Annotated in this window: 25 protein-coding genes, 1 CRISPR repeat array and 1 riboswitch (1 of these 27 running past the window's edge); of the genes, 12 read left to right on the top strand and 13 right to left on the bottom strand. The window is 34.5% G+C overall.

Annotation, left to right across the window (positions count from 1 at the left end):
- Positions 1-8: 8 nt before the first annotated feature.
- The 5 genes from A9G44_RS00480 to A9G44_RS00460 form a co-directional block, all read right to left on the bottom strand.
- Positions 9-521: a surface-adhesin E family protein gene (locus A9G44_RS00480; RefSeq protein WP_034912497.1), complete on the bottom strand. Its 513-nt coding sequence runs from the start codon at positions 519-521 to the stop codon at positions 9-11.
- Positions 522-1,307: a hypothetical protein gene (locus A9G44_RS00475; protein WP_065608834.1), complete on the bottom strand. Its 786-nt coding sequence runs from the start codon at positions 1,305-1,307 to the stop codon at positions 522-524.
- Positions 1,308-1,396: 89 nt separating this feature from the next.
- Positions 1,397-2,017 (bottom strand): thiamine diphosphokinase, encoded by a 621-nt coding sequence (locus tag A9G44_RS00470; protein WP_065608833.1) that lies wholly within the window; start codon positions 2,015-2,017, stop codon positions 1,397-1,399.
- 35 nt (positions 2,018-2,052) lie between these two features.
- Positions 2,053-2,514 carry a ribosomal protein S18-alanine N-acetyltransferase gene (gene rimI / locus A9G44_RS00465; protein ID WP_065608832.1) on the bottom strand — a complete coding sequence of 154 codons (462 nt, stop codon included), beginning with the start codon at positions 2,512-2,514 and terminating at the stop codon, positions 2,053-2,055.
- Entirely contained in the window at positions 2,483-2,890 is a 408-nt protein-coding gene (locus A9G44_RS00460; protein ID WP_081298201.1) for a DNA polymerase III subunit psi, read from the bottom strand. The genes rimI and A9G44_RS00460 overlap by 32 nt, the downstream gene beginning before the upstream one ends.
- 88 nt (positions 2,891-2,978) lie before the next feature.
- On the opposite strand from A9G44_RS00460, the gene rsmC reads away from it, so the two are divergent.
- Positions 2,979-4,019 carry a 16S rRNA (guanine(1207)-N(2))-methyltransferase RsmC gene (gene rsmC / locus A9G44_RS00455; RefSeq protein WP_065608830.1) on the top strand — a complete coding sequence of 347 codons (1,041 nt, stop codon included), beginning with the start codon at positions 2,979-2,981 and terminating at the stop codon, positions 4,017-4,019.
- Positions 4,020-4,129: 110 nt separating this feature from the next.
- Here rsmC and A9G44_RS00450 read toward each other — a convergent pair whose 3' ends face one another.
- The 3 genes from A9G44_RS00450 to yihI form a co-directional block, all read right to left on the bottom strand.
- Entirely contained in the window at positions 4,130-4,939 is an 810-nt protein-coding gene (locus A9G44_RS00450; RefSeq protein WP_065608829.1) for a hypothetical protein, read from the bottom strand.
- A 198-nt stretch (positions 4,940-5,137) separates the two neighbouring features.
- On the bottom strand, positions 5,138-6,508 hold the full coding sequence (hemN, locus tag A9G44_RS00445; protein ID WP_065608828.1) for an oxygen-independent coproporphyrinogen III oxidase: 1,371 nt from the start codon (positions 6,506-6,508) through the stop codon (positions 5,138-5,140).
- A 325-nt stretch (positions 6,509-6,833) separates the two neighbouring features.
- Positions 6,834-7,334 carry a Der GTPase-activating protein YihI gene (gene yihI / locus A9G44_RS00440; protein ID WP_065589274.1) on the bottom strand — a complete coding sequence of 167 codons (501 nt, stop codon included), beginning with the start codon at positions 7,332-7,334 and terminating at the stop codon, positions 6,834-6,836.
- A 168-nt stretch (positions 7,335-7,502) separates the two neighbouring features.
- Here yihI and coaA point away from each other — a divergent pair, with 168 nt between their 5' ends.
- The 6 genes from coaA to A9G44_RS00410 all read left to right on the top strand — a co-directional run bounded on the left by coaA (position 7,503) and on the right by A9G44_RS00410 (position 12,945).
- The gene (coaA, locus tag A9G44_RS00435) at positions 7,503-8,438 is read left to right on the top strand and encodes a type I pantothenate kinase (RefSeq protein WP_065608827.1); all 936 of its coding nucleotides are present in this window, start codon (positions 7,503-7,505) and stop codon (positions 8,436-8,438) included.
- Positions 8,439-8,456: 18 nt separating this feature from the next.
- Positions 8,457-8,912 (top strand): DUF1090 domain-containing protein, encoded by a 456-nt coding sequence (locus A9G44_RS00430; protein WP_065608826.1) that lies wholly within the window; start codon positions 8,457-8,459, stop codon positions 8,910-8,912.
- A 165-nt stretch (positions 8,913-9,077) separates the two neighbouring features.
- Positions 9,078-9,122, top strand: a riboswitch (PreQ1 riboswitch).
- 3 nt (positions 9,123-9,125) lie between these two features.
- Positions 9,126-9,599 (top strand): preQ(1) synthase, encoded by a 474-nt coding sequence (gene queF, locus A9G44_RS00425; protein WP_034912452.1) that lies wholly within the window; start codon positions 9,126-9,128, stop codon positions 9,597-9,599.
- A 26-nt stretch (positions 9,600-9,625) separates the two neighbouring features.
- Positions 9,626-10,282, top strand: a complete 657-nt coding sequence (gene queC / locus A9G44_RS00420; protein WP_065608825.1) for a 7-cyano-7-deazaguanine synthase QueC — start codon at positions 9,626-9,628, stop codon at positions 10,280-10,282.
- 47 nt (positions 10,283-10,329) lie between these two features.
- Entirely contained in the window at positions 10,330-11,010 is a 681-nt protein-coding gene (locus A9G44_RS00415) for a 7-cyano-7-deazaguanine/7-aminomethyl-7-deazaguanine transporter (RefSeq protein ID WP_065608824.1), read from the top strand.
- Positions 11,011-11,463: 453 nt separating this feature from the next.
- Positions 11,464-12,945 carry a hypothetical protein gene (locus A9G44_RS00410; protein ID WP_143426265.1) on the top strand — a complete coding sequence of 494 codons (1,482 nt, stop codon included), beginning with the start codon at positions 11,464-11,466 and terminating at the stop codon, positions 12,943-12,945.
- A 145-nt stretch (positions 12,946-13,090) separates the two neighbouring features.
- On the opposite strand, the gene A9G44_RS00405 is transcribed toward A9G44_RS00410, so the two are convergent.
- The 3 genes from A9G44_RS00405 to A9G44_RS13890 form a co-directional block, all read right to left on the bottom strand.
- On the bottom strand, positions 13,091-13,483 hold the full coding sequence (locus A9G44_RS00405) for an integrase core domain-containing protein (protein WP_081298200.1): 393 nt from the start codon (positions 13,481-13,483) through the stop codon (positions 13,091-13,093).
- A gap of 126 nt (positions 13,484-13,609) precedes the next feature.
- On the bottom strand, positions 13,610-14,170 hold the full coding sequence (locus A9G44_RS13895) for a DDE-type integrase/transposase/recombinase (protein ID WP_143426264.1): 561 nt from the start codon (positions 14,168-14,170) through the stop codon (positions 13,610-13,612).
- Positions 14,171-14,181: 11 nt separating this feature from the next.
- Positions 14,182-14,463 (bottom strand): IS3 family transposase, encoded by a 282-nt coding sequence (locus A9G44_RS13890; protein ID WP_065608820.1) that lies wholly within the window; start codon positions 14,461-14,463, stop codon positions 14,182-14,184.
- Between the two features lie 389 nt (positions 14,464-14,852).
- Here A9G44_RS13890 and A9G44_RS00390 point away from each other — a divergent pair, with 389 nt between their 5' ends.
- The 3 genes from A9G44_RS00390 (at position 14,853) to A9G44_RS00375 (ending at position 19,686) form a co-directional block, all read left to right on the top strand.
- A complete protein-coding gene (locus tag A9G44_RS00390; protein ID WP_143426263.1) occupies positions 14,853-15,746 on the top strand; it encodes a hypothetical protein in 894 nt (297 codons plus the stop codon).
- A gap of 990 nt (positions 15,747-16,736) precedes the next feature.
- A complete protein-coding gene (locus tag A9G44_RS00380; protein ID WP_143426262.1) occupies positions 16,737-18,197 on the top strand; it encodes a hypothetical protein in 1,461 nt (486 codons plus the stop codon).
- A 280-nt stretch (positions 18,198-18,477) separates the two neighbouring features.
- On the top strand, positions 18,478-19,686 hold the full coding sequence (locus A9G44_RS00375) for an MFS transporter (RefSeq protein ID WP_065608816.1): 1,209 nt from the start codon (positions 18,478-18,480) through the stop codon (positions 19,684-19,686).
- Between the two features lie 103 nt (positions 19,687-19,789).
- Here the strand turns inward: A9G44_RS00375 and surE are convergent, their stop codons facing one another.
- Both surE and ypfJ read right to left on the bottom strand, forming a co-directional pair.
- A complete protein-coding gene (gene surE / locus A9G44_RS00370) occupies positions 19,790-20,569 on the bottom strand; it encodes a 5'/3'-nucleotidase SurE (RefSeq protein ID WP_065608815.1) in 780 nt (259 codons plus the stop codon).
- A 9-nt stretch (positions 20,570-20,578) separates the two neighbouring features.
- Positions 20,579-21,436 (bottom strand): KPN_02809 family neutral zinc metallopeptidase, encoded by an 858-nt coding sequence (ypfJ, locus tag A9G44_RS00365; protein WP_065608814.1) that lies wholly within the window; start codon positions 21,434-21,436, stop codon positions 20,579-20,581.
- Positions 21,437-21,647: 211 nt separating this feature from the next.
- Between ypfJ and A9G44_RS00360 the strand changes: the two genes are divergently transcribed.
- Positions 21,648-22,529 (top strand): DMT family transporter, encoded by an 882-nt coding sequence (locus A9G44_RS00360; protein WP_065589261.1) that lies wholly within the window; start codon positions 21,648-21,650, stop codon positions 22,527-22,529.
- 347 nt (positions 22,530-22,876) lie between these two features.
- The gene (proP, locus tag A9G44_RS00355) at positions 22,877-24,382 is read left to right on the top strand and encodes a glycine betaine/L-proline transporter ProP (protein ID WP_065608813.1); all 1,506 of its coding nucleotides are present in this window, start codon (positions 22,877-22,879) and stop codon (positions 24,380-24,382) included.
- Positions 24,383-24,643: 261 nt separating this feature from the next.
- Positions 24,644-25,063: direct repeats of the CRISPR family, unit length 28 nt; unit sequence GTTTACCGCCGCATAGGCGGTTTAGAAA; it runs 28 nt beyond the window's last position.

Below are 25,063 nucleotides of genomic sequence, written 5' to 3'. Positions count from 1 at the left end.
CTGATTTACTAATTAGCGAGTGGTAAGGAACAGGCAATAGTAAGTAGCTTATATTGCTCGTTATCATGAGTGATAGCTATCCAACGGTTTGCTATCTCAATTGTGTTGACTAATTTTCCATCACCAAAATTATTTTCGATTGTTCTAAGCTTTCCTTTTGCTAACTCCATTTTGTCGCAATTGGCATAATATTCGATCCTTATGGAATGATAAGGTGTCTCTGTACCATCATCATTTTTTTGTACCAATGCTGGGCTATAATTAGTCACTTCACTAAATACACGAATTTTGGAGTTGAAAGGGTGAAGGTTGATCGATTTTCTATCTAAAAATGAATAGCCAATAGTATTATTGTCGTTAGTTTTTGATGTTGGAATGAATTGTTCTCCTACTCTTGGATCTTTTAAACTTTCAACAGAAGTATTTTCATTTGCTTTTGTATCGATATTAGCTTTTTCCTCTGAGGCATGGCTGAATGCTGCAAAAGAAAAGAGAATTAAAAATAAATTGACCTTCTTCATTTAAATTTTTTCTCCATCTTTTGAGTTAGCTTCTGTAGGATTAGTTTGTGATTGATTTTGTTGTTTTTCTTTTTCTTTTTGCATTTTTTCTTGGTTTGCTTTAATTCGCTCTTGCAGTTCAGCTTCTTGTTTTTCGATGATTGGTTTTAGATCTGGGCGAGCCGTAAGAATTGTTTCTTTTTCTAAATCGCCTTGAATAGAACAAAAAATACTACTTTGATTATTAGCAGAAGATTCTAGATAAAGTGCTTTATTAATTGTACCAAACTTTGGAATAACACCATCGATGGCATAAATATCATCTTCCCATGTTTTAGATTTTGATTTTTTATCATAAATTTTAGCATTTGCTATGTAAGTGTTTTGGCTATAATGCAACCAATTAATATTGCTTAAAGCACTTTTAATTTCATCTTGCTTGTTATCAAAGATAAATCCCCAATAAAGAAACTGACCAGATAAAGTAGTTGAAATATAAATATTTTGATAGCCAACAATTTCTAAACCATGATACTTAAGTGGTTTTTTAAACATGACTTTATTTTTGTCGGGTTTTTGAATAGATTCAACAGGAATATAAGTTACATTATCGGGAGTGGTTGCTAAATCAACGTATTGATTTATTGACTCTTGGTGTTTAGATAATTGTTCAAAAAACTGATTATCACATTGCAAAAATGTATCAATTACCTTATCTGTTTCATCCTGTATATTATTTGTTTGGGCAAAAGATACACAAGAAACGAATGATGCGCAAACTAGCACAGAAATTTTTTTGAGAAGCATGGCGAATTTCCTTGAACCACAATTATATTTCTTCTTTTGTAAAGGAAGATTGTAAAGTAATGTAAATATAAATGTCAATTGACATTATTTCAATTCTCAACAAAGACCATTAAATCACCGTTTTTAAAGGATATTTTAATCAAATCACTAATCGCTTTGTTTCTTAAACTCACAACTCCTCCTAGCGATAATGTGGCATCAATTAAGGGGTATTGAAAGCCTGTAATGGTTACACCAGTTACTTTCGAAAATGGCATTAGTGAAATAATATGATCTTTTACATTGGTTATTTCTTGATGATGTTTGGCAAAAAAGAAATGGCAATAATTATCATAAAAGGTAATTTGATACTGATGATAATATCTTATTGCAACAGAAATATTCCCCAAAAAGTGATCACTAGCATGACCACTAGCACCATAAACATCAAATGCTTTCACCCCTTTACCTGCTAAAAACAAAATTGCTTTTTCAAAATCAGTTTTATTTTGGTCAGGTGTATGAATAATTTGAGTTTTAGGTGGAATTGCTTTGTTAGGATTATAGCTATCTAAATCGCCAATAATAAAGTTTGGTTCGATTGACAAAGTCGACAGATAATTATGGTAAGCCCCATCTGTGCAAGCAATATAAGCATAATTATCCAAATGGTTAAAGTCATGTTGTGGTGGCTCGCCATTGATAAAGAGTAAAGCTCTATTTTGTGACATTACACTTTTTTCCTTTTGCTAATCTTATTGGTGAATCATAAAGCTAACGTATATGCCATGATAATAGCGTCTTCTTGTTTACCATTAGTTGTTGGGTAATAATTTTTTCTAATCGTTATTTGGTTAAATCCCAGCGTGTGATATAGCTTAATTGCTGCCGTATTTGATTGTCTGACTTCAAGCCAAAGTGTTGAGATTGGGCAGGGCGATTTTATCGTAATTAACGCATCTATTAAATGGTTAAGCAGCTCTCTTGCTAGTCCTTGCTTTCTAAAATCGGGATGTATTGCAATGTTAAATAAATTTGCTTCATCTACTACATGTTGGCAAATACAAAACCCAACTATTTGGTTATTAATCGTTATTTTAAAATTGAGATAACGCTCACCTTGGTTTGAAAGGAATGTTTGTTTTGACCAAGGAATTGCATGGCAAATCTTTTCTAATTCAAAAGCTTTTTTTAAATCATGTTCTGTGAGGATGGAAATAGTTTTCATATTGACATAATTGTTGCCATAGTAGGCGTTTTTGTTGTGGTGCTTTTGCAAGCTGATTTAAACTGGTTGTTTGAATAGTTAATGGGTTAACCCATGACTCATCCAAGGTAATATCAATAAACCAAATTACTGTTTTAATTTCATGAGCAGAAATAATTAATTGTTGTGGAGTTAAAAACAATACTTGTTCTTCAGTTAGATGGATAGCATTTAAAATATCATAATAGATTTTTTGTGTTGGTTTTTGTTCTGCAACTACAATCATTCTAATTTCTTCACTTATTTGTGTCGCTATTTCACCTTTGAAAACATTAGCATTCCTCAAAACGTATTGAGTTATATTGCACTGTTTTAGGTACCAATCTTGCTGTGTCATTATTGACTTACTGTTTTTTATTAGAGATTAAAGATAGTTAATTGTATAATCAATGCATCAATTTATAAAGGTTTTTCATTGAGGAAATATGGCAACATCTGCTTTTACTCCAGCAAGTCAAGTACTTGAGCGTCACCAAACATTTTTTAACGATAAAAATGTGTTGATAGCTGGTGATATTCAGGATAGTTATCCATCTATTATGTCGGCAAATCAAGTTAAGATTCATTGCACACAATTTCATACTTATTTACGTCTAAAAGCTAGTGCACGAGGCAATCACACCTATTTTTCATTATTGCCCGAAGCGGATTTTTACGTTGGAATGAATACGTTGATTTACTATTGGCCAAAAACTAAAAACGAAGCACAATTTCAACTTTCTTATTTATTACATAATATGCCAAAAGACAGTGATATTTTTATCATAGGTGAAAATAGAACAGGTGTAAAAAGCGTGGAAGCTTTATTGAGTGATTTTGGTACAATTCAAAAAATCGATAGCGCAAGACGTTGTGGTTTATATCATTTTCAGGCAGATAGCCGTTTAGCATTTGATCTTGATGAATGGTGGTTAAGTTATCATTTAACTATTGAAAATCAGAATATTGAAATCAAAAGTTTACCTGGTGTTTTTAGCCAAAAAGGGTTAGATGCTGGTAGTGAATTACTGTTAAATGCATTGATGGATCGTACTGATATTATTAAAGGTAATGTATTAGATGTGGGATGTGGTTCGGGCATTTTGTCCACGGTGCTAGGTAAATTAAACCCTGATATAGCACTAACGTTATCTGATGTAAGCTGTGCAGCAATTGAATCAAGTAAAGCCACGTTAAACCGTAATCATGTTAATGCCACAGTAGTAGCGAGTGACGTTTTTTCAAATCTAAATGATAAATATCATCTTATTGTTTCGAATCCACCTTTTCATGATGGTAAACAAACTGATTACACGGCCGTTAATACGTTAATCAAAGAAGCAAAAAAACACCTAAAATTAAATGGTTATTTGTGCATTGTGGCAAATTCATTTTTACCGTATCAAACCATTTTAGATGAAACATTCAAAAGCGTTGAAGTGATTGCCCAAACGACGAAATTTAAGGTTTATCTAGCAAGCCATTAATAAGTGCTATTTATTTTGTTTAAAAAAATAGGGCGATGTTATCGCCCTAGGTACAAAATTTAAATATTTAAAAACAAACTGATTTCACTATTCTTGATATCATATCTGGATTAAGAGAGAGCTTCTTTTAATGCCTGCATTTCATTATAGGTAAAATCACAGCGCATAAATTCTTGGTCAAGAAGAATAGGAACAGAGTTGCTTTCTCCAACTACGGCCAACACATTACATTTATTTCTAATCTTATCACCTATAATGATTGGTCCACCGTTTGAGTCTTTATTAAAATTGGCTGCATATTTAGCATTTATTCCTTGTGCATTGCTTGCACGATATAAGGCAGTTATTATTTTACCATAAGAGACTAGTTTAACTGGTACAATAACAGGTGTTAATTTTTGCCCGTTAATTTCCTTGATAACTTTTATCATTTTATGTGTTCTTAAGAAACATCCTAAACTCATCCATGTAACCAACAACAACAAAAGAATAAGAACAGTAGTAGTCAAAAATACAGTCCGCATATTATCAATAGCTAAATTGATTGTTACTAGTGATGGATCATCGGCCGAAGCGACAGTTACAACTTGATAATTTCCTTTTTTCCCCCCAATGAAAGTATAATCACGCTTAATAACTTGTCCTGTATCAGTGGTAATTTTTACTGAACAGTTATCAACAATACGTCTTGCACGACATGTTCCTTCTACATCATAGTCAACCACAACAGGATTCTGTGATATTTTATAATCATCAATTAATCCAGGATAATTTCTTATGGCCATAAATAAAGCTAACGCAAAGAGAATTATTGCTGCAAGTAATCTTCTTATTTGATGCATTGAGCCTTCTTGCTTTAAATTCATGACTTTTAAAGGGCGAGTTGGAAATACTTCTACTAATTTATTCATCAATGCCATTTTATCAATATACTCCTTATTAAAAATAAAAATTTCATGTCTAAGGCTAAAATTGTGAATTTAAAAGCTAACCTTTAATCACAATAAAATAAATAATTTATTTATTATTTTTTATTAAATTAGAATAAATATTATCATAATATTTACTTTGTAGGAATTACTCATATTGTTTACGGCAATTTGACAAACGACTTCAAATTAAATAACCCTAGAAAACTGCTGCTGCCTTGCCATTTTTCGCATATAAATATCAAAGCACATACAAATATTGCGTATCAATAAATGTCCTTTAGGTTGGACTTCGATTATATTGTTATTGATTGTCACTAATCCATCTTTTTGAAATGGCGCCAGTAATTTTAAATCTTCAGCAAAATAATCATCAAATTGAATTTGGTATTGTTGTTCAATAACATTTTTATCTAAATGAAAATGGCAGATAAGCTGTTTTATCACATCACGACGAATCTTATCGTCACGATTTAAGGTGAATCCTTTCCATAATCCATGTCCTTTTTGCTCAACCTGAGTTTGATAGATTTTTAGATCTTTCTGATTTTGCGCATAACTATCACCTAACATACTAATGGCCGACACACCAAGTCCAAGTAAATCAGCATCGCCTTGAGTTGTATACCCCTGAAAATTACGATGCAATTTATTTTCTTGTTGAGCAATAGCTAATTCATCAGAGGGCTTAGCAAAATGATCCATACCGATAAAGTGATAACCAGCTTCGGTTAACTTTTTAATGCTAGTTTGTAGAATCTGCAATTTTTGATTGGCATTAGGCAAATCATCATCTTTAATTTTACGTTGGGCAGCAAAACGGCTTGGTAAGTGGGCATAATTAAATACACTTAAACGATCGGGAGAAATATCAATCACTTTATTGAGCGTTTCGGCAAAACTTTCAATGGTTTGTTTTGGTAGACCATAAATTAAATCTAAACTAATTGAGTGAAAATTATTTTTACGTGCTTGATTAATAAGAGACCGTATTAATGTTTCATCTTGTTCACGATTAATTAGGCTTTGGATTTCGTGATTAAAATCTTGAATTCCCATACTTAGCCTATTAAAACCAACACTTGCTAAATGGTCAATTGTTTGTGGTGTTATTTCACGCGGATCAATTTCGATGGATAGTTCGGCATTAGCAACAAAATTAAAATGCTTTTTTAACGAGGTAATCAATCGAGTAATTTCAGCATCGTTTAAAAAAGTTGGTGTACCACCACCCCAGTGCATTTGTGTTACCGTGCGATGTTTAAATAATTTTGCGCGTTCGGCAATTTCAATATCTAAAATGTCAAGGTATTTGGTAACTTTTTGTGTTTGGCGAGTAATAAGCTTATTACAACCACAAAAATAACAAAGCTTATGACAAAACGGAATATGCACATAAAGCGATAACGGTTTTGTGGGATAACGAGTTGCCGCCGATAAAAATTCTTGCTCATTAAATTTTTCGTTAAATTCAAGTGCAGTAGGGTAAGAGGTATATCTTGGGCCAGAATAATTATATTTTTCAATTAACGCTTGATCCCATAATTGCGTATCAGTCATGCTTTTTACTTCCGCTTATGTCTATCTTTAGTGTTGTTATTTTTATGAGTTTTTACTATTGCTTTTTGTTGGTTCTTGATTTTGGTTTTAATTTTGATTCGATTAGTTTTATTTAAATATAACAATGTGCAAATCAATAACCCAAAATATAAACTTAACATAATTAATATTGGCACTATGAATTGCTCACTTTTAATTATTAATTGACTGAATAAAAGTAATGGATTCTAAGTTTAAATTATCAGTAGGAATATTACTTTTGGATGATATTCCTACTCATATCAAGACACATACTATCACGATTGCTAATTATATTTTCCTATTATTAGTTTCGTTTTAATAAACTAACAATATCTTCTTTCTTTTCGTCTAATTCATCAAAATCATCAAAGTCGTCATCAGTATAACCAAGCTCTTGCATCAGTTCATCGATACGATTCAATTTGCTATCAAGATAAATTTGTTGATCTTTAGTGAGTTTGGCTTTTTGCTCGACTAGATCAAGTAACATATCTAATTTTGGATCGTTCTCTAATTGTTCTAATTCTTGTTGAGGTGATAAAATCGTTTTAATTGTTTTAGATTGTTTAACAGGTTTTTCTATATTGTTAGAATCTTCGACAATTAAAGAAATAGGTTTTTTGCTCCCCACTCTTGGATCTTTGGTTGTTTTTGTCGAATTTTTATTTTTATTATTATTTAGTTTATTAAAGCGAGAGCCACTTGGTAAACCTTTGTGTTTGCGTTTACGCTTCAGTTCCCGAGATTCTTCATTAATCTCTTGACGGCTTTTTTTAGCTTTCTGTTTTGATTTATTTTTTAACATAAAATCTCTGTCTAATATTAGGGTTAATCATTTTACAAACGTATTTTATCAGTAAGTCCAAAATATAGCTATGATGAAGACGTCATGCTAATTTAAGATTGTAAAAAAATAAATTTATGTATAATCTGAGCCGAATAAATTTGTTAGACCGAATTAGAGAACAATAAAATGAAAAATCACTTAAGCCCTTATCTGAAATTCAATCGTCAAGAATGGGCTAGCTTACGTAATACGGTACCAATGACTTTAACAGCAGAAGAATTAGTTTCGTTACAAGGTATTAATGAAGATTTATCCATGGATGAAGTGAGTGAAATTTATCTACCTTTATCTAGATTACTTAATTATTACATCAGCAATAATTTTAATCGGCAAGCTGTTTTATCTAAATTCTTAGGTAAAAGTCAAAAAACACCTTACATTATTGGCATTGCAGGCAGTGTTGCTGTAGGTAAAAGTACTACCGCTAGAGTACTACAAGCATTATTAACCCGTTGGCCTGAACACCGCAAAGTATCTTTGGTAACAACTGATGGTTTTTTATATCCAAATAGATATCTTGAAGAACATGGAATAATGAATAAAAAAGGGTTTCCTCAGTCTTACGATATAAAAAAATTGCTTAATTTTGTTGCTGATATAAAATCAGGGCAGGCACAAGTTAAAGCACCCGTTTATTCTCATTTAGTTTATGATATTGTCGAAGATGAAGAAATCGTTATTGATAGTCCTGACATTTTGATTCTTGAAGGTTTGAATGTACTGCAAAGTACGCTGAATTATCCACAAGCGAATAATCGTGTTTTTGTTTCGGATTATGTCGATTTTTCAATTTATGTTGATGCTGATGTGTCATTATTACATGATTGGTATGTAAATCGGTTTTTAAAATTTAGGGAGGGTGCATTTAGCGATCCTAACTCTTATTTTAATCACTACTCAAAACTTCCAGAACATGAAGCTACAAATATTGCCAATCGTATTTGGCGAGAAATTAATGAATTAAATTTAGTTGAAAATATTTTACCTACAAAAGAACGAGCGAACCTTATTCTAACTAAAGGTAAAGATCATAAAGTCAATTGTGTTCAATTAAGAAAATAAAATTAAGGAAAAATTCGTATGAAATCAGTAATTCGGTTAGTAAGTAAATTGAGTGTCATTACGTTAGCTATCTCATTATCATTTGGTGCTTATGCTTCAAATGAACAACTAAAGGGACTTACGTGTGAAAGCAAAAAACAGGCTATTGAAAAACAGATTGATTATGCTAAAAAAAATAATAATTCTCATCAAATCCAAGGGCTTGAAAAAGCATTACGTAACTTAAATAAGCATTGTTCAAATGATGATTTAGAAGCCAAATATAAAAAAGAGATTAACGAAAAATCAAATAAAGTGGCTGAAAGAACTAAAGAATTAGAACAAGCAAAATCAAAATCAAAAGCGAAAGCGAAAGATAAAGATAATGAACAGAAAATTGTCAAACAACAAACAAAATTAGCTGATGCTGAAAAAGAACTTAATGAAGCTAAAACTAAATTATCTGATTTTTATAAAGAATTGGGAGCGAAATAAACGATATCAGGCAGAGTATTTCCCGATTCTTGATTTATTTGCTCTTCAACGATATTTTATTATTAACACCATCAATAGTTATTGTTGACGGTGTTAGTTTTACATTTTTTATAAATCTATTGTCATACTAGACTTTTTAAAGCAAAAAGAGTATGGTGTGCGCCTTGTTACGTGGTTCGTGAACCTCCCACGCTAAAAAACTAAGGAAAAATAATGAGTAAAATTACACTACTAGGCGATCAGTCTGTTCGCTATCCAACAACCTATTGCCCTGAAATACTCGAAACGTTCGATAATAAACACCCGAATAACGATTATTTTGTTAAATTTAATTGCCCAGAGTTTACTAGTCTTTGTCCTATCACGGGGCAACCTGATTTTGCGACAATTTATATTTCGTACGTACCCAATATTAAAATGGTCGAAAGTAAATCGTTAAAACTCTATCTGTTCAGCTTTCGGAATCATGGCGATTACCACGAAGATTGTATTAATATCATTATGAAAGATCTTATTAAATTAATGGATCCTAAATATATCGAAGTCTGGGGAAAATTTACACCTCGTGGCGGCATTTCGATTGATCCTTATGCCAATTATGGCAAATCGGGTACTCATTGGGAACAAGTTGCGGCTAATCGATTAGCCAATCACGACATGTATCCAGAAAAAGTGGATAATCGCTAATTTAATCTGTCTTAACAGGAACATTAATGCAAACTCGTAAAGCACTAGTTATATTTTCTGGTGGGCAAGACTCAACTACTTGCTTACTGCAAGCCATTGCTGATTATGGACGTGAAAATGTTCAGGCAATCAGTTTTCACTACGGTCAACGTCACGTAATAGAGCTTGAAAAAGCCAAATGGATCGCTGATGATCTTGGTATTAAGCAAACTTTTATTGATACTTCAGTTATCAAACAAACTACAAATAATGCGTTGATTGATGACGCTCAAGAAATTAAAGCCGCTCAAGATGGCGATTACCCCAATACCTTCGTTGATGGGCGTAATATGCTTTTTTTACTTTTGGCTGGCTGTCATGCTAAGCAACAAGGAATTTCTGACATTATTATTGGAGTTTGTGAAACCGATTTTAGTGGTTATCCAGATTGCCGTGATGTCTTTATTAAATCAATGAATGTATCAATGAATTTAGCTATGGACTATGCGTTTAATCTCATCACGCCACTGATGTATTTGACAAAAGCGCAAACGTGGGAAATGGCTGATAAACTAGGTTATCTTGATTATGTCCAAAAACATACCCATACCTGTTATTACGGTGTTGAAGGGGGATGTGGTAAGTGTCCAAGTTGTTTATTGCGCAATAAGGGCCTACAAGAATATATGGCTCAAGCTAAATAAATTCATTCATCATTGGGTTCTCTCACCCCCATTAAAAAGGAAAAAAGATGTACTTAAATGTTCAATCAGAATCGATAGAAAAAAGTTTTACCCGTAAACAAAAGCAAAAAGCGCTTTACTGGTTGGCTTTTTTTCACATATTGGTTATTGCTTCAAGCAATTATTTAGTCCAAATCCCATTCGAAATTTTTGGTTTTCAAACAACTTGGGGGGCATTCACTTTTCCGTTTATCTTTTTAACTACCGATCTGACCATTCGAATTTATGGTGCTAGTTTAGCCAGAAAAATCATTTTTGTTGTAATGATTCCTGCATTGTTATTTTCATACCTGATTTCGGTACTATTTTTTGAAACCCATTGGGTTGGATTATTAGCATTGACGGAATTTAATAGCTTCGTATTTCGAATTGCATTGGCTAGTTTTGCCGCTTATTTAGTTGGACAACTAATGGATATTACTGTTTTTAACTATTTAAGAAAAAACAAATCATGGTGGGTTGCCCCAACAGCATCAGCAATATTTGGTAATGGTATTGATACTATTGTTTTTTTTGCTATCGCATTTTATCAAAGTAACGATGAATTTATGGCAAATCATTGGATCGAAATTTCGTTAATGGACTATAGTTTTAAAATTCTAATTTGCGGATTATTCTTTTTGCCACTTTATGGTGTCATTCTCAATTTTATCCTAAAAAAGTTAGTTGCAATGCCTAAAAACAATTAATCATTAAAATCTAAATTTTAGTTACTCACCTAAATAAACATAAACTCATTTATTTTTTTGATGAGTTTTATGTTTAATATTGAAAAATACACTAATATTTCACAACACTCAAAGGTCAATATAGCCTTTTATCCTGCGTCGGGCTGCCGAAGGCTTCATTCTGCATTCTGTGCTAGGTTTTTAGAAAATTTTGCCAAAAACTGGCGCTTTAGTATTTAGTTAGCTATAATTTTGATTATTTTATGGCAAAACGCAGCTCATTAAAAAATAAACAATTATAAAAATAAAACACAAATTAACAGGAGGTTAGATATTGTGTGCTATAATAATAACAGGCATTGGCAGTGCTATACCTTAAATCTATTTAAGTTTTACCGTAATCAAAAACAAACTCCATTTTGCTTTTTATTATCAAATCTAGCGAAATCGCCAAGATTGCCGTCGATTTCCAACTTGTTATCCAAATTAGCCATAGTTTTTGCACCATTGTTGTTATTGCCATATTCAGTGAGTTCGCAGGCGTTGTTAGCTCGGACCTCACAGGTTATTAACGGCTCTGCGCCGTATTTGACGCTTGATGGTGGCGTCACTAAATTAACTACAACTGATGATTTAATAAGTATTAAGTTATCGGACGGTCAAGTTCTCACTCCACAAAATAATAACTCAGTGATGACGCCAATTCATTTACCTAATGCAGGTGATACGCTTGCTAATATTGAAATGATAGTTCCGTCATCAAGCGACTCAATAAATATAAATGACTTAGTGACACAAGGTAAATGGGGAGATGATGATGCAGATGGACAGGGGGCTCATAGTGTCACTGCGACAGGGAATGTATCAGTATCGTTTACTGATAAAAATAGTAATGCCGTTAGTCGCAGTGATATATTAGATATTTGTAATGCACCTTATAGGATAACATTAAGTAGTACGGATGCTACTTTAGAAACAAAGTATGGTGTGCCAAATAGAAGTACTTTAAACGGAAATACGGTGTCATATTATATCAACCCAAATTCACAGCAGCCTAAAGTTTGCTATGTAAGGCCTCGTTTGATATTTGGTGGTACTAATTTTGCTGGAGATAATCCTCGCTTTGCGGGTCCATCTAGTATATGGGATCCTACTAAAGGTTTTTTAACACAGTCAATTAATCCATCTTCTTATAACCTTAATTTTCCTACTACGGGGGCTGATGGATTATATTTTGATTTGGATATAGGCGGGGTAGATGCAAGTCAGTTGACCTGGTCTTCAGAAACTCAAGGAGAGATAACAGCAACAGTGAAATGGGTAAAACCTCGTTCAGACTCATTCACCATTCCATGCCGATGGTGCACGGGCATTACTACATATGATGATTGGATTACAAATAAATCCAAAAACGTAACGCGAGTAACGTTAAATGGCCCTAGGGCGAATAATACCCAAATACAATCGAGTAATCCTAGTCGACTTACTGTGCCATTTTTGCCGCAACTATTTGTGTTGGAAGGGAAGAATAGTAGTGGTGTGGTTGTTAAATATGGATTTGAGCTAAAGCAGTGGTTTGTCCATCGGGGAGAGAAATATACTACTGTTCCTGAGCAAGCAACTTGGTGTAGTAGTTTGGGTTATCGTTTTTCGAAGATAAGAGATTTAAGCAATGCGAAATGTGGTGTGAATAATGCTTATTTTCCATGTATAAGCGGCATAGATGGCTCCACGCCGTCGTCCGGTAGTTTATATTACCAACGTCAAATAGGGGCAGGATTTTTAAGTGAATGGAGTGATGTATCCTATTACGGTGATGTGGCAGGTTTTGGTCGTGGTGATATTTGGACGAATGATGCGGTATCAAATACAACTCACTTATATATTCACCGTAATGGTTATGTGGATCAGTGGGGCACCTATGGAGGTGGCTATGCTGTTTGCACCGTACCTTAGTGTTTAGTTCTTAATCCTTGAACTGTGGGAAGTTTATATGTAAATAGAGAATAATCAACCAAAGAACTGTAAATCCTCCAAACTTAGTACACAACTCACGTAGAAAATTAAGCTGCTTGTTTTAATGTTTTATATTCGAGCAGTGTCATATATTTAACGCCTCATGTGGTCTTTCGGTGTTATAAATCGTTAACCATTCTTCGGTTATTCTCCTTGCTTGTGCTAAATTGTTAAAAAGATATAAATCGAGTACTTCAGTACGATAGGTACGATTAAATCGTTCAATATAGCCATTTTGATAATAGCTACCGGGCTTTATATAATCAATGACTATATCATGTGATTTAGCCCAGTTTATAAAGGTTTTTCCTGTAAATTCTGGTCCATTATCGACCCGTATTTTTAATGGATATCCATGATATTCGGCCAGTTTATCTAAGTAACGGGTAATTCTTTCTGCCGGTAAACTGACTGCAATATCAATGTCTAGCGCCTCACGATTAAAGTCCTCTATCACATTGAATGTTCTCAAGTTCACTTTGCGTTAATCTTTGCCTCTAGTTAGTATTTCGATTCATTCTATGCTGAACATTTTTCTTAGATACTTCATTTTATCAAAGTAATAATTGATCTTTGCAAAAATATTAGACAGTGCCCACCGCTATCATTTTATTGTTTTGGTAAAATTGCTATTCATATTGCTGCGGCGATATCTAGCCTTTGGCTGAATGACGACGAATACGATTATAATAGATTTCAATATATTCAAATAGTGCTTTATTAGCCTGCATCCTCGTTTTATAGTAACAACAATGAATAATATGGGGTTTGAGTGTATGAAAAAACTTTCAACAACAGCATTATCAAAGCAGTTTCCTCTTCGACTCATGCTTTGCCTTAGTCCATATTGTAACAATAATTGCTTGAAATCAGCACTGGAATATTGAATTCTTTGGTCACTATGAATGAAGACATTTTTAGGAAAGTGACGCCGAAACAAAGTTTGCTTTAATGTATTACACACTAAATAGCCTGTATCCCTAACATCATGAAGCAGGCTTAGCGCACCCAAACGGGCTTTATGTTGCCAATACTGCTTTTGGATATACTCGCTGAGTTTGGCGGATTTGTTTGCTCTTTTTAACCAAGCATAATAACCTGATGAACTGACACCAAGTAATCGGCATATCCTAGTAACGGGATAGCAGGTTAAATGATTTTTCATATAAGCGTATTTCACCGACTTGGATTGTTGATGATATGCACATGCGCCTTTTTTAGTATATCATTGGCCATTTTCAGTTCTTTAATCTCTTTTTCTAACGCCATAATCCGCTGTTGCTCAGCGGTTAACTCCCGACGGCTGGTTTTATTCGGGGAAAGTTGCCTAATCCATTTATCTAGGGTTGATTTACCCACACCTAGATGGTTGGCAAGTTCGCTGATAGAAAGGTGTGCATTAGATAACGCATAATCCACTGATAGTTGTTTAAATTCAATACTAAATTTTTTGACCATGATATTTGTCTTCTATGATTTTGTTTATATCATAGAGGCGACTTTTGTCCACTTTTTTGGCGAGGATCAGTTTTCATCTTTACATTTCTTTACAAAAAAGTCCGCCAAAAAACTAGCCAACTATTTTATAAATGGTTATACTTTTATCGCTGTAGGAAAACAAGCTTATTAAATAAGCGAATAATTATAAAAATTCAAATAAAACAAAATATTACTTGACACGAGGAACGTAATGCATTATCATTTTAGGCACAAGGCACTGGCAAACCTATGTCTTAAATTTATCAAATAATCCTATTCGACGAGTTTTTACACAAAACTTATTTATATCTTCGAAATTATCGCTCAAATCACCTAAAACAGCTTTGCTAGTATTAGCATTGTTATTATTGTCATCTTCATCGAATTTACAGGCATTGAATGGTAAAATAGCTCGAGCGGGTAATCGTAGTGATGCAATAATAATACCGTCGCCAGTTATCCATTATGCAAGGCCGAATCTATATTTTGGTAAAGGCGAATATGCAGGCCCAGTTGACATATGGAATCAAAATAAAGGCTTTTTAGTACAATCAATCAGTCCTGAATCATACAACCTAAATTTTCCGACTACAGGTGCGCATAATTTATATTTTGATTTACTCATAACTGGAGATATAGAAGAATTGACATGGGAACCAGTCACGCATGAGGGAATCACTGCGACAGTGACAAATGTTGTAGCGTGGGTTCCTGATGAGGATAGTGGAGTTGTAGCCCGTGTTAAGCTAACAGGTCCAGAGGCAAAAAATCAATGGTACAATCCTCATCCTAACCTAATTACTAAGCCACAGTTACCGCAGACGTTTGAGTTAGTGGGTAGAGATATATATGGCGTTGAGGTAGTAAAATATGGATTTGTGTTGAGACAGTGGTTCGTCAATCGGGGTGAACAATTGAAAACTTATAGTGACCATTTAGCATGGTGTAATAGTTTGGGTTATCGTTTGTCACGGGTAAGGGATTTAACCAATGCAGTTTGTTCTGGTCCAGGACGTTGGTGTCAAGACGCAGTAAGCGCCACACCTAGTTCATCAGGTGCTGATTACCAGCGTAACATAGGCGCTGGCTTTTTCACGGAGTGGGGCCGCATGTACAACTACACTGATGCGGGCTTCGTCGGCCCCTTCTACTGGACGAGCGACGCAACAGGTAGCAGCCAGTTCATTGTCTACTCGACCGACGGCTACGTCACCATCACCGATGCCAGCTTCTCCAGCGGTGGCCTTTGCACCGCACCTTAGTTTTTAGCGTTTAGTTCTTAATCCTTAGGGCGCGGAAGGGGGTTATGGTGCTTGAGGGGATAATATAAAAAAGAATAAAGCCCCAGCGCAAGTTGGGGCGCTGAGCAGGCAAAGCCTGCGAGCCTAGCGCTTTAATGGCAGAAAATCAAAATAGCACCCCGACCGATACGACTTAAAAGCTTGCGCTTTTGTTATTAACTGGCTGTTATTAACTGACTGTTATTAACTGGCTGTTATTAACAAGTTATTATTAAATAACTATTATCAAATAACTATTATCAAATAACTATTATCAAATAACAAAAGCGCTTTTCTTATTTCTTAAAAAGCCAAATTCAATGTAATAAAAAACTAGCCTATAAATGTTTGATTTTATTTAGAAATGCAAATAAAAACTTCAATAAAATCAATAGTCTACCTGAACGATTTTAAAGTAAAAAACACACTTATAGCACCACAATGCTAATATGCTTGCCTTATCACAGCATCAAAATATACCGATAACGAAATAAAGCTAGCACGTCAAACTGGGCTGTTGGGTGTGTTTGTGTTTTAGATGTTATCAGCAATATTAATCATTCCGTAAAAATCAAAAAGTCCTAAAGCTAATACCCTATTTTAATTATAAAATTCACCTATCTATAAAACCGAATCGTTTTCATCTTTACATTTCTTTACAAAAAAGTCCGCCAAAAAACTAGTCAATCATTCCTTAAACGGTTATACTTTCATCGTTTTAGAAAAATGAGCTTATTAAATAAGCGAATAAACATAAAAATTCAAATAAAACAAAATATTACTTGACAGGTGAAACGAAATGCAGTACCATTTTAGGCACAAGGCACAAGGCACAAGCACTGGCAAACCTATGTCTTAAATTTATCAAATAATCCTATTCGACAAGTTTTTACTCGAAATTTATTTATATCGTCGAAATCATTTCTCGAATTATTATCGAAATTATCCACAAAACTATCTTTAAAAATTCCATTGGCATTAGCGCCGTTGTTGTTATTGCCGTACTCTTTAGAATCGCAGGCATTATCGGCCACGACTTCTGAGCGCATTCATGGTACTGCGCCTTATTTAACCTTTGATGGCGGTGTTACTAAAGTGACTAAAACAGAGGACTTATTAGGTATTAAGTTATCAGATGGTCGAACATTTACATCGCAAAATAATTCTTCATCACCGACAGCGCCAATCGAGTTACCTAATGTAGGGGATACTTTTGCTGATATTGAAATGATAGTTCCGTCATCAAGTGACTCAATAAATATAAATGACTTAGTAACACAAGGTAAATGGGGCGATGATGATGGGGATGGACAGGGAGCAGATGGAGTCACCGCATCAGGAAGTATATCGTTAGTAATAAAAGATAAAGATGGCAATACCGTTAATCGTAGTGATACATTAAGTCTATGTAAGGCACCTTATAAAGTAACCTTAGATAGTTCAGGGGGTGCTTTAGAGACTCGTTATGGCATGCCGAATAGTAGTACGTTTAGAGGAGGAACAGTGGAGTATTATATCACTCCGCCGTCATATCCTGTTATTTGTTCGGTCAGACCAAATTTGACGTATGGTGGCACAACTATCAATACTGCCGACAATCCACGCTATGCAGGCCCATCTAATATATGGAGTCCTACTAAGGGCTTTCTAACTCAATCAACAAACCCATCATCTTACGACCGAAATTTCCCAACAACAGGTGCAGATGGCTTGTATTTTGATTTGCTTATTGCTGGGGTAGATGCAAGTCAGTTGATTTGGACAGTTAACACAAGTGGTAGCATAAGTGCAACGGTGAGTTGGACAAAGCCGCGTACAGGAATATTAAACAGCCCAGATGGAGTCACGATACCAGCTGATAGATGGATTACTGATAAATCCAAGAATGTAACACGGGTAACGTTGCATGGTCCAGAGGCAAGAAGCCAGTGGGGCAATCCCAGTCCTAGTCAAATTACCGTACCATCTTTGCCGCAGACATTTGAGTTGGTCGGAAGGGATAGAGGTGGTAATGAGGTGAGGTATGGCTTTGTGTTGAGGCAGTGGTTCGTCAGTCGGGGAGGTAAGATAGATAACCATTCTAATCAAACCACATGGTGTAATAGTTTGGGTTATCGAATGCCACGGGTAAGAGATTTAACCAATGCGAAGTGTGGTCTAGATAGTAATAATTTCCCATGTAAAAATGGCATAGATGGCGCCACGCCTAGCTCATCAGGTAATCATTACCAGCGTAACATAGGAGCAGGATTTTTCACGGAGTGGGGCGGCATGGTCTTCTACAGTGATGCGGGATTTTGCGCAGGCTATTACTACTGGACAAGTGACGTAATAGGTAGCAATGACAATGACTTCTTCTCTGTCGACGAGCGTAGCGGCGTCGTCACATATACACCATTTTATGTCCCTTACGCTGTTTGCACCGCACCTTAGTTTTTAGCGTTTAGTTCTTAATCCTTAGGGTGCGGAAGGTGGTTATGGTGCCTGAGGGGATAATATAAAAAAGAATAAAGCCCCAACGCAAGTTGGGGCGCTGAGCAGGCAAAGCTTGCGAGCCTTGCAAATTTATGGTTCGCCAATAAGTAGTTAAATGTTGATTTTATCCGTAATAAATCAGCAAAAAATTAATCAACTTTATTTTAGCCTTAATTTAGTTACGTTTATGCCGATTTTATGTATATAATTAACGTAAATTCATCTATTGTGTATTATTATGGCTAATGTATCTTCGTTTCACCAAAAGCAAAGCACTATTTTTGTCGCATTTCTAGTCACAACTTTTATTGTCGGTATTGCTGGTGCTTTACAATCTCCTACTTTAAGTCGATTTTTAACTTTTGAAGTTAATGTTAATTCACGGCTAGTTGGACTTTTTTTTTCTGTTAATGCTTTAGCCAGTATTGTGGGTAGCTTTCTATTAGCTAAATATTCCGATAAAAAGGGCGATAGGCGTTATATTGTTATATTTTGCTGTTTAATGGGCATTGCTAATAGCATTACTTTTGCGTTTACACGTCATTATTTGGTGTTAATTACGCTGGGTGTTTTGTTTGCTGCGTTATCGTCTGCTGCTATGCCACAAATTTTTGCTTTAGCACGCGAATATGCCGTTAAAACTGGGCGTAATGTTGTGGCATTTAATTCACTTATTCGAGCTCAACTTTCGCTTGCTTGGGTATTTGGCCCACCAATTTCTTTTGGCTTAGCTATTAATTTTGGTTTTACGGCAATGTATTTAACGGGCATGTGCATGTTTATGGTCGCGATGCTGTTTGTTGCTATTTTTTTGCCTTCGGTTGAAAAAAATCCCACCTCACAACTAAATAACGAAGCAGAGTTACAAGCGGCTAATCAACCACTTTGGAAGAATAGAAATGTGCTTTGTTTATTGCTATCTACGGTATTTATGTGGACAGCAAATATGATGTATATTATTGATATGCCAATTTATGTTGATGTTGTATTACATCTTTCAGATTCATTGCCGGGTGTATTGATGGGGCTTGCTGCTGGTATCGAAATTCCAGTTATGCTCATCGCTGGATATTTAGTGCCACATTTAGGTAAACGAAATCTATTTTTTATTGCGATTGTTTGCGGTTTGATTTTTTATCTTGGTATGATTTTTTGTACTGGTAAATATGCCTTATTAGCATTACAGCTCTTTAATGCTCTATTTATTGGTATTGTAGCTAACATTGGTATTATCTATTTTCAGGATTTATTGCCTACCCGAATGGGAGTGGCTTCTACTTTATTTAATAATGGTATTATTTTCAGCATAATTATAGCTGGAATGTTGCAAGGATTTGTATCAGAAGCCTATGGACATGAGGTTATCTATTGGATTGCGTTAGTTATGGTTGCGATATCATTGTTATTCTGTACGTTGGTGAAAGATGTAAAAACTAACGTGGGCTGAAAGTAGATGAATAGTTAGATAATTAATAACAAAATCAATAGTAAATAGATAATTAAGTGTAATTTGTCTTCTTAATAGTTAGGAAGACAAATTACTGAAACAATTAAAGATTAGATGTGTTTAATAGTTTTTCATAAAAGGCATAATCGGTCCTTTCATAACCCAATGGCGTAATAGCAATAAAGTTGGCATTAGCGGCATCAAGTTCTTTATTGTCATCAAGTATTTGTAAATTGCGTTTTGCTCTAAACCAAAAGTAATCATTACCTTCGGGATCTTGTGTTGGTATCACCATAAAACGACTTACATCGCTATCGCCTTGTTTTGTTATTTTCAAACCTTTAATTTGTTGTGCTGTACATGCAGGAAAATTAACGTTAAAACAAATATTTTGCGCAGATGGTAACGAAAGTAATTTAGCAATAACTGTTTGAGCGTGATGTTTAGCACAACTCCAGTCAGTTGGCTGGTTATCTTCACTGGTTAATTGACTCAATGCAATTGCAGGAATGCCCAAAGCCATAGCCATCATTGCCGCACCAACCGTGCCAGATAACACTGTTTCAAATCCTACATTTGAACCATTATTAATTCCAGATAGTACTAGATCGGGTAGGTTGTTAGCCATCAAATATTTAATTGCAAATAGTGAGCAATCGGCAGGTGTGCCATAAACGGCAAATTCTTGTTTTCCACGTTGAACAACTCTAAATGGCGTTTTTAAGCTCACTGAACAAGATACTCCACTTTGATCTATGGCTGGTGCAACTACCCAAACCTCGTGAGCTATATTTTTTGCCACTTCTTGCAATAGTTTAATACCTGGTGCATCAAAGCCATCATCATTGACTAGTAAAATGCGATTAACTAACTTTTTTAACATATTATTTCCTTATTGAGCAAATGTATTACATTCGTTAATTGCACCGCTATCAAACCCACGTTTAAACCAAGTATAACGTTGCTTAGATGTACCATGGGTAAAACTATCAGGTACAACATAACCTTCATTTTGTTGTTGCAAGCGATCATCACCAATGGCTTTTGCGGTGTTTAAAGCTTGTTCAATATCACCTTCATCCAGCCGATTTTGCTGTTGCATTGCATTGCCCCACATGCCAGCAAAACAATCGGCCTGGAGTTCTAATTTAACCGACAATTGGTTATTTGTGATTGTGGACTGACCTTGTTTTAATTGTTCAACGTGGCTAAATGTGCCTAGCAAATTTTGGACATGATGACCAACTTCATGCGCAATTACATAACCTTGAGCAAAGTCGCCACCACCACCGAGTCGCTGTTTCATCTCTTGATAGAAAGACATATCTAGATAGACAGTTTTGTCAATACTACAATAAAATGGTCCCATAAAGGTTTGACCAGTGCCACAAGATGTTCTTGTAGAGCCTTTATAAAGTACTAACTTAGGGGGAGTATAGGTTTTACCTAAACGTTGAAATTCTTGATGCCAATAATCTTCAGTACTTGCTAAAATGATAGACGTAAATTTGACGGCATCTTCATCATCAATTGAATATTGATTAGTATTTTGTTCGGTACTGTTCGTACTAATTAGTGTTGAATCTAGCAAGCCAGTTAAATCAACACCATAATAGCCAGCAATTAACACTACAATAAATAAAACAATCTTACCTTTACCACCAATTGGAAGTCTTGTTCCTATTTCACTTCCTGATTGTGAGCGACGATCTTCAATGTTATCGCTCTCTCGTTGGTCTCTCCAGCGCATAGGAATTACCTTGTCAGTTTTAGTTTAATTATTTTAATGGATAACAAATAAGTATTCTAGATTAAGTTATTAGCGTTGTTATAAATTGAACCAATTAACTGTATAAAAATAGGTAAAGTATTTGTTTGTAAATTTGGTTATTTCTTGCTTTTTTTAGGTATATAATAGAATTCATACCATTATATCTTTATACTAATATTTGGGTATTGTTATGCCATATTTATTTCTTACTTTGGCTGCTTGTTTTTGGGGTGGTAATTACGTTGTTGGACGTGTTTTAGTTACTCAAGCCGATCCTATGGTAATATCCGAAGGTCGTTGGGTTATTACTGCGCTGTTATTATTGTGTTTATATCAACGTCAAGTTCGTAATGACTTATCCAAAATTAGAAAATCAATTGGTCCCATTTGTTTGTTAGCCATTTTTGGGCAGATTTTATTTCCATTAACACTTTATGTTGGATTGCAATATACCTCATCGCTTAATGCATCAATTTACCTTTCAGCAACACCATGTATGGTGTTGGTTATGAATAAATTGTTATTTAATGATACGATTTCAAAAAATAATATTTTAGGCGTGCTATTTAGTACAATTGGCGTGATTTATTTGATTTTACAAGGAAATCTAACTAATTTAAGTGAGTTGAGTAATATTAATAAAGGGGATTTATGGGCAATGGCATCAGCAATGAGCTGGGCTTGTTATAGTGCATTTATACGGTTAAAAGATAAATCTATATCTGGCAATGCTTTTGTGACTGTTAGTGCCGTGTTAGGTTCGGTCATGTTACTTCCTGTTGCGTTAGTGTATTTTTATTTTTACCCAGTTTCCAACCTAGCACATTATACCTCAACAAGTTTTTTGCTTGGCTTATTATATATTGCTATTTTTGCGTCTTGGTTATCTTATTTATTTTGGAATAAAGGTATTATGGATATTGGCGCAACACGTGGGCAAATCTATACTCATATTATCCCTTTGTCAGCAGGAATTTTCAGTATTCTATTTTTACATACTCCAGTTGCGTATTTTCATATTGTGTCGATAGTACTAATAGTTATTGGGATCTATTTTTGTTCACGGAAATAGTTAATAATGCAAACAGCCGTTTTTAAAATAGCTTTAGTATTAACTTAAAAATCAAGAAAATTTTACAAAATGAGGTTATTTTGCTATAATTAGCATTCATTTTTCACAAAAAGGAATTGTTTTGTTGTTATTTAGTAGAAATTAAAACAAACAATAAAACATTAGTTTTTGCTTTTTTATTATCCTCTTTTTTTATCTTTGCTGTATTTTGCTTCAATTTTAATTAACTGATAAACACTTTTTCAAAGTGTAATCTAAAAAGTATTGTTCTTTGTGTATTAAAAGGTAACCGTTTACCTTGTTGCATCATTCCTTTTTATTATTTGTATGTAAACAGGCGGTATTTTATGAAAAAAATAAGACAGTCCCAAAATAAACCATTAAACATCAACGATATTACTATAATTGATGATAGCAAGTTAAAAAAAGCCATTACCGCAGCAGCACTTGGTAATGCGATGGAGTGGTTTGATTTTGGTGTATATGGCTTTTTAGCCTATGTTTTAGGGCAAGTATTTTTCCCTGATGCATCCCCTAGTGTGCAAATGGTTGCTGCACTCGCCACGTTTTCCGTACCATTTTTAGTTCGGCCGTTAGGCGGTTTAGTGTTTGGGATCCTTGGTGATAAATTTGGACGCCAAAAAGTATTATCAATAACCATCATTATTATGTCGTTAAGCACTTTTTGTATTGGTTTAATTCCTTCTTATGCCTCAATTGGTATTGTTGCGCCAATATTATTATTGCTAGCTAAATTTGCGCAAGGATTTTCAATAGGGGGTGAATATTCTGGTGCGGCTATATTTGTTGCTGAATATTCGCCAGATCGCAAACGTGGTTTTATGGGGAGTTGGTTAGATTTTGGTTCGATTGCTGGTTTTTTAGTTGGCGCAGGTTTAGTCGTGCTTTTATCTAGTATTCTTGGCAAAGTTGCATTTCATGATTGGGGCTGGAGAATTCCATTTTTATTCGCTTTACCGCTAGGACTAATTGGGCTTTACTTACGTCATGCATTAGATGAAACACCTGCATTTCAACAGCATACTGATTTGATGGATCAAAATGTTCGCGATCATATTACCAATCAACCTAAAATGACTTTCAAACAGATTTTTATCAAATATTGGAAAAGCCTATTAGTCTGTGTAGGGTTAGTGATTGTTACTAATGTGACTTATTATATGTTGCTTACCTATATGCCTAGTTATTTATCTCATAACTTAAATTACGATACAGATCATGGCGTACTAATTATTATTGCTATCATGATAGGTATGTTATTTGTTCAACCATTAATTGGTTTTATTAGCGATAAAATAGGTCGCAGGCCGTTCATTATTGGGGGAAGCTTAGGTTTATTAATTCTTGCTTATCCGTCATTTGTTATGATCAATAGTGATATTATAGGTCTTATCTTTTTAGGATTATTGATTTTAGCTGTATTACTTAACTGTTTTACTGGTGTTATGGCCTCAATTTTACCGGCTATCTTTCCGACTAGTATTCGTTACAGTGCTCTAGCTATATCATTTAATATCTCGGTATTAGTTGCTGGCGCTACTCCAACAGTGGCGGCTTGGTTGGTTGAAGAAAGTAATAATTTATACATGCCAGCTTATTATTTAATGGTTGTAGCATTAGTGGGTTTACTTACAGGCATAAAAATGAAAGAAACCGCAAACCGTCCACTCCGCGGCGCAACGCCTGCAGCATCAGACAGGTCAGAGGCAAAAGAAATATTATCAGATCACTTTGACTCAATAGAACAAAGAGTCGAAGATATAGAACAGCAGATCGAAACATTACAACAACAGCGTCAGAATTTAGTCGATCAACATCCTAAGTTAGATTGATTTTTTTATTTTTTGGGTTTTGTATATTTTGTTTAACATACAAAACCCAAATTTAATAAAATCAAAACGATACATAAGTAATTTTTAACGATAAAATTGACACATCATATAAATAGCTAAAACACTGCCAACCCTTTTTTTTATTAATAAATAAAAGTAAATAAAAACAAAGTATTATAAAACCGCTATAAAAAAGGGTTTTTGAAAACAGAAATCCTATTTGCCTTTTGCTAAACAGGGTTTATAGTATATCGGTTTCTAGTTTACCGCCGCATAGGCGGTTTAGAAAGCCAGTTAAACTTTGTGCTAATAACTACCTCTGTTTACCGCCGCATAGGCGGTTTAGAAAGATGAGGCGCCTCAGCTTAGTGCAGAATTAATGTTTACCGCCGCATAGGCGGTTTAGAAATTATCAACTGCTTTAATTCTTCTGTAGTATCCGTTTACCGCCGCATAGGCGGTTTAGAAATCACCGTTCCAGCTATCAAATTCGGAAGTTGGGTTTACCGCCGCATAGGCGGTTTAGAAAAAATAAATATTATTATTATCAAATCTAGCTAGGTTTACCGCCGCATAGGCGGTTTAGAAAAATCGGGCCAAGTCGTTTAATCGCTCTTGCTCGTTTACCGCCGCATAGGCGGTTTAGAAATACTCAGTTAAGAGCATTAAATAGTTAATTTT

The organism is Gilliamella sp. Occ4-3 (genome assembly GCF_001690675.1).
GTDB classification, from domain to species: domain Bacteria; phylum Pseudomonadota; class Gammaproteobacteria; order Enterobacterales; family Orbaceae; genus Gilliamella; species Gilliamella bombi.
The sequence above is the reverse complement of the archived record's forward strand: the minus strand, read 5'-3'. Positions and strand labels throughout refer to the sequence as shown.